The organism is Actinomadura rugatobispora (assembly GCF_042656285.1).
In the GTDB taxonomy this organism is placed as follows: Bacteria; Actinomycetota; Actinomycetes; order Streptosporangiales; family Streptosporangiaceae; genus Spirillospora; species Spirillospora rugatobispora.
This window is the reverse complement of sequence record NZ_JBHSON010000204.1, coordinates 1-4,097: the sequence shown is the minus strand read 5'-3', so window position 1 is coordinate 4,097 and position 4,097 is coordinate 1. Positions and strand designations below refer to the sequence as shown.

Genomic DNA, 4,097 nt, shown 5'->3' with positions numbered 1-4,097 from the left:
CCACCGCACCACCGGTCGCCGACTGAGCACCCAACTGCCCCGCCAGATCACCCACCTGCAACGCCACCGTCGCCCCCAACGGCAACGCCACCAGCAACGACGGCAACATCGTCACCCGCGCCAGAAACCAGGACTGCTCCACGAACTCCCAGAACCAGTCCCGCACATCCCACGTCCGCCGCAACGCCTCCAACCCGATCGCGAACAACGAACCCATCGCGACCAGAGCACCGAGACCCCACCCAGTGACGCGGCTCGGCACGGCGCTCATGGCCGGCGACCCCGGAGAGCCCAGGGGGGCGCTTGTGCACGTATGTGAGCCATGGGTGGCCTCCAGTGGGGGGTGGGGTGGGGCCGCAGGTTGGTACCACGCCCGTCCTGCGCCTTGCGTTCTCCGGTGACGCGGCTCAGCCGGTCATACGGCGGCGCCCCCTCCAGAGGATGAATTCTCCCGGACGGAATGTCCGTGCCCCTGGAATCGATGCGGGCGGAACCGGAGCCGTGTCACGGTGCAAGTGGAGCTGTTCTCCTGTGACGGCCGATCGAGCTCGGTCGTCCCGAAAAGGGGTCGGTGCGGTGGCGACCCCGTCTGGTCCCGGCCCGGCCGCGCGACTTCTGATCGCGAATACCGGGCCGGCCAGATGATGCCGTTTGCTCGTTATTTGAATAGGGAGTCGAGCCGCCTTCGAGGGGCGGCTCCGGCGGGTCAGTTGACGACGAGCGGGAGCGTTTCCCAGCCGCGGACCGTGGAGGTCTGCGCCAGTTTCACGTTGTCCCAGTCCACGTCCCATTCCGGGAAGCGCTTGAGGATCTCCTCGGTCGCCACCCGGCCCTCGAGGCGGGCCAGCGCGGCGCCCAGGCAGTAGTGCGGGCCCAGGCCGAAGGTCAGCTGCTGCGGCATCTCGCGGCGGATGTCGAAGCGGTCGGGGTCGGGGTAGCGGTTCTCGTCCCGGTTGGCGGCGGCCACGATGAAGAGCATGGCGGCGCCCTCGGGCACGGTCTGGCCGTGGAACTCGGTGTCCTTGGTGACGTAGCGGGCGATCGACGGGCCCGGCGGCTCGTACCGCAGGACCTCCTCGATGGCGCCGGGGATCAGCGACGGGTCCGCCACCAGTTCGCGGCGCTGCTCGGGGTTCTGGGCCAGCAGGGAGGCGGTCCACCCGATGAGCCGTCCGGTGGTCTCGTTCCCGGCGCCGGCGACGACGGTGATGTAGGTGAGCACCTCGTCGTGGGTGAGCGTGCGCCGGGTGCCGTCCTCGTCCTCGAACTCGGCGTTGAGCAGCTCGGTCATCAGGTCGTCGGACGGGTTGTTCGCGCGCCATTCGATGTAGTCGCGGAACATCTCGTTGCTCATGACCGCGCCGCCCTTGAAGTCCATCTGGCCGCCGGCCTCGGTGCGCAGGCTCTCGTCGGCGGCGTCGCGGATGGCGACCTGGTCGGCCTCGGGGATGCCGAGGAGCATGCCGATCACGCGCATCGGCATCTCGATGGCGACGGCCTCGATGAGGTCGAAGCTCTTCTCGCCCACCAGCGGGTCCAGCGTCTTCACGCAGAAGTCGCGGACCTTGGGCTCGAGGGCGGAGATCCGGCGCGGGGTGAAGACCCGGGCGAGCAGGCGCCGGTGGACGTCGTGGATGGTCGGGTCCTCGAAGATGAGCGTGCCCGGCGGGATCTCGATGCCGGACTTGATGAGCTCGAGAATTCCACCGCGGGCCGAGGAGAACGTCTTCCAGTCCGGCAGGCCGCGCTCGACGTCGGCGAAGCGCGTGACCGCGTAGAAGTCGTGCTTCTCGTTGTAGTAGAGCGGCGCCTCCTCCCGGAGACGGCGGTACGTCGGGTAGGGGTCGCTCCAGAATCGCGGGTCGTACGGATCCCAGTAGACGGCGCTTTCAGTGCTCACTTGTTCAGTGCTCACGTGTTTTCCTTCGAGTCGCGTGCCGAGGGTTGTTGAAAGCTTTACGGCAGGTATTCCTACGTGCCGTTCTGAGATGCCAACACGCTGTGTTGAGCGATCGCTCAGCACACTTAATAGTGAGTTGTATCACTGGCGTCAGCGAGGGTCAAGGGTGCGCCGCCGAGGACATTGACGACCATTTTCCTGCGCTGGCCTCCTCGGTTTGCGCCCGCCCGGTCAAGGGGGACGCCCGGCGGATTCGCGGTGGACCGGGCCGGCCCGACGGGCCGGCCCGGACCGCTCCGCGGGTCTCTGTCACGGCGGCGCGCGCGGCGAGCGGTGATGAGCAGCCGGTACGGCGGGATGGCTGTTCCGAACCGCCGCTCGGAGCCTGCGGAGAGCGCGTGGGCGGTTACTTCAGCATGCTTCCGGCGTCGACGGGCAGGGTGACGCCGGTGATGTAACGGGCCTCGTCGGAGACCAGGAAGAGCACCGCGTTGGCGATGTCCTCCGCCTCCACCCACGGAACCGGGAGCGCGTTCATCATCTGCGAGATCGGCGCCATGTCCTCCGCGGTCGGGTTCTCCAGGTCGGGGCGGAACATGCGGAAGGTCATGTCGTTGATCAGCATCGGCGTGTTCACCTGGGTGGGGTGGACGGAGTTGACGCGGATGCTGTGCTGGGCGAGCTCCACCGCCATGGTGCGCATCAGCCCGACCACGCCGTGCTTGGCCGACACGTAGTTGCCGACGTGGGGGTGGGCCTTGAGACCGCCGACCGAGCTGGTCAGGACGACGGCGCCGCCGCGGCCGCCCTCGATGAGGTGCGGAACCGAGACCTTGGCGGTGTGGTAGACGCCGGTGAGGTTGACGTCGATGGAGTCCTTCCAGAGGTTGGCGTCCATCTCCTCGATCTGGGCACCGGAGGCGGCCAGACCGGCGTTCGCGATGACGATGTCCAGGCGGCCCAGCTGGGTCACGCCGTCGTCGACCGCCGCCTTCAGCGCGTCCAGGTCGCGCACGTCGACCTGGGAGGCGATGATGCGCCGGCCCAGCGCCTTGACCTGGGCGACGGTCTCGTCCAGGTCCTCGGGAGTGGACATCGGGATGGGCACGCTGTCGAGCTGCTTGCAGATGTCGACCGCGATGATGTCGGCGCCCTCCTGGGCCAGGCGCACGGCGTGCGCGCGCCCTTGGCCGCGCGCCGCACCGGTGATGAAGGCCACCTTGCCTTCGACTCGTCCAGTCATCACTACCTCTTTCCAGGCAGTCGGGGGGTGAGGTCGGTCTCCGCTCGACCGGGACCGGTCGGCGGGGTGGCGGTGCCCGCGGTCAGCGGGCCTTGGCCGAGGCGTCGAGCGGGCTGGTCGCCGAGCGCTGACGCCGGATGGTGACCAGGAGGACGACCAGGGCGGTCGCGGCCGCGATGGGGCCGGCGGCCTTGAGCAGTCCACCGCCGGTCACCGGCAGGAGGTTGATCGGTTCGGCGGGGGCGCGGGCGGCGGGGGCCGTACGCGGTGGGGCCGGCTCGGCGCGCGGCGCCTCGCCGTTGAGCGCCGGCGCGGGGCTCGGGTCTCCGGCACCTTCGCCGTCACCTTCGCCGTCACCGCCGGCGTCGTTGGTGGAGGTGAGTTCGTCGGCGAGGTTGGCGGCGAACTGGCCGATGAGGTTGGTGGCGACGTCGTTGAGTGCTCCGCGGCCGAACTGTGCGGGCTTTCCGGTGATGGCCAGGTCGGTTTCGATGTGGACGTCGGTGGTGTCGCCCTGGTCGGTGAGGCGGCAGGTGACGGTGGCCTTGGCGGTGCCGCCGCCGCGGGTCTCGCGTCCGCTGGCCTCCAGGACCGCGACCCGTTCGGTCTCGTCGAGGGAGACGAAGGTGACGGTGCCGTTGTAGGACAGGCCGATGGGCCCGAGTTTGACCTTGACCTTGCCGTGGAAGGTGTCGCCGTCGTTGGAGGTCAGGGTGGCGCCGGGCACGCAGGGCGCGATCCGCTCGATGTCGAGCAGGACCTGCCATGCCTCCCGCACCGGCACCGGGATGGTCAGCGTGTTCTCGAGTTTCATCAGGTTTCCTTGGTGGCTGCGGCGGCGCGGACGGCGTTGATGATTCCCTGGTAGCCGGTGCAGCGGCACAGGTTGCCTGACAGGCCCTCGCGGATCTGGTCGTCGGTGGGGTCGGGGTGTTCGCGCAGGAACGCGGTGGC

The 4,097-nt window shown here is 69.1% G+C and carries 4 protein-coding genes and 1 pseudogene; all 5 read right to left on the bottom strand.

From position 1 onward, the window contains the following. A pseudogene (locus ACFPZN_RS55745) lies at positions 1-271 on the bottom strand (ABC transporter permease); the annotation flags it as partial. Positions 272-706: 435 nt separating this feature from the next. Continuing rightward, positions 707-1,915 carry a cytochrome P450 gene (locus ACFPZN_RS55740; protein WP_378293489.1) on the bottom strand — a complete coding sequence of 403 codons (1,209 nt, stop codon included), beginning with the start codon at positions 1,913-1,915 and terminating at the stop codon, positions 707-709. 391 nt (positions 1,916-2,306) lie between these two features. Next, positions 2,307-3,143 carry a mycofactocin-coupled SDR family oxidoreductase gene (locus ACFPZN_RS55735; protein WP_378293487.1) on the bottom strand — a complete coding sequence of 279 codons (837 nt, stop codon included), beginning with the start codon at positions 3,141-3,143 and terminating at the stop codon, positions 2,307-2,309. A gap of 82 nt (positions 3,144-3,225) precedes the next feature. Further along, the gene (locus ACFPZN_RS55730) at positions 3,226-3,957 is read right to left on the bottom strand and encodes an SRPBCC family protein (protein ID WP_378293485.1); all 732 of its coding nucleotides are present in this window, start codon (positions 3,955-3,957) and stop codon (positions 3,226-3,228) included. Next, the gene (locus ACFPZN_RS55725) at positions 3,957-4,085 is read right to left on the bottom strand and encodes a 2Fe-2S iron-sulfur cluster-binding protein (RefSeq protein WP_378293491.1); all 129 of its coding nucleotides are present in this window, start codon (positions 4,083-4,085) and stop codon (positions 3,957-3,959) included. The genes ACFPZN_RS55730 and ACFPZN_RS55725 overlap by 1 nt, the downstream gene beginning before the upstream one ends. Between the last annotated feature and the right edge of the window lie 12 nt (positions 4,086-4,097).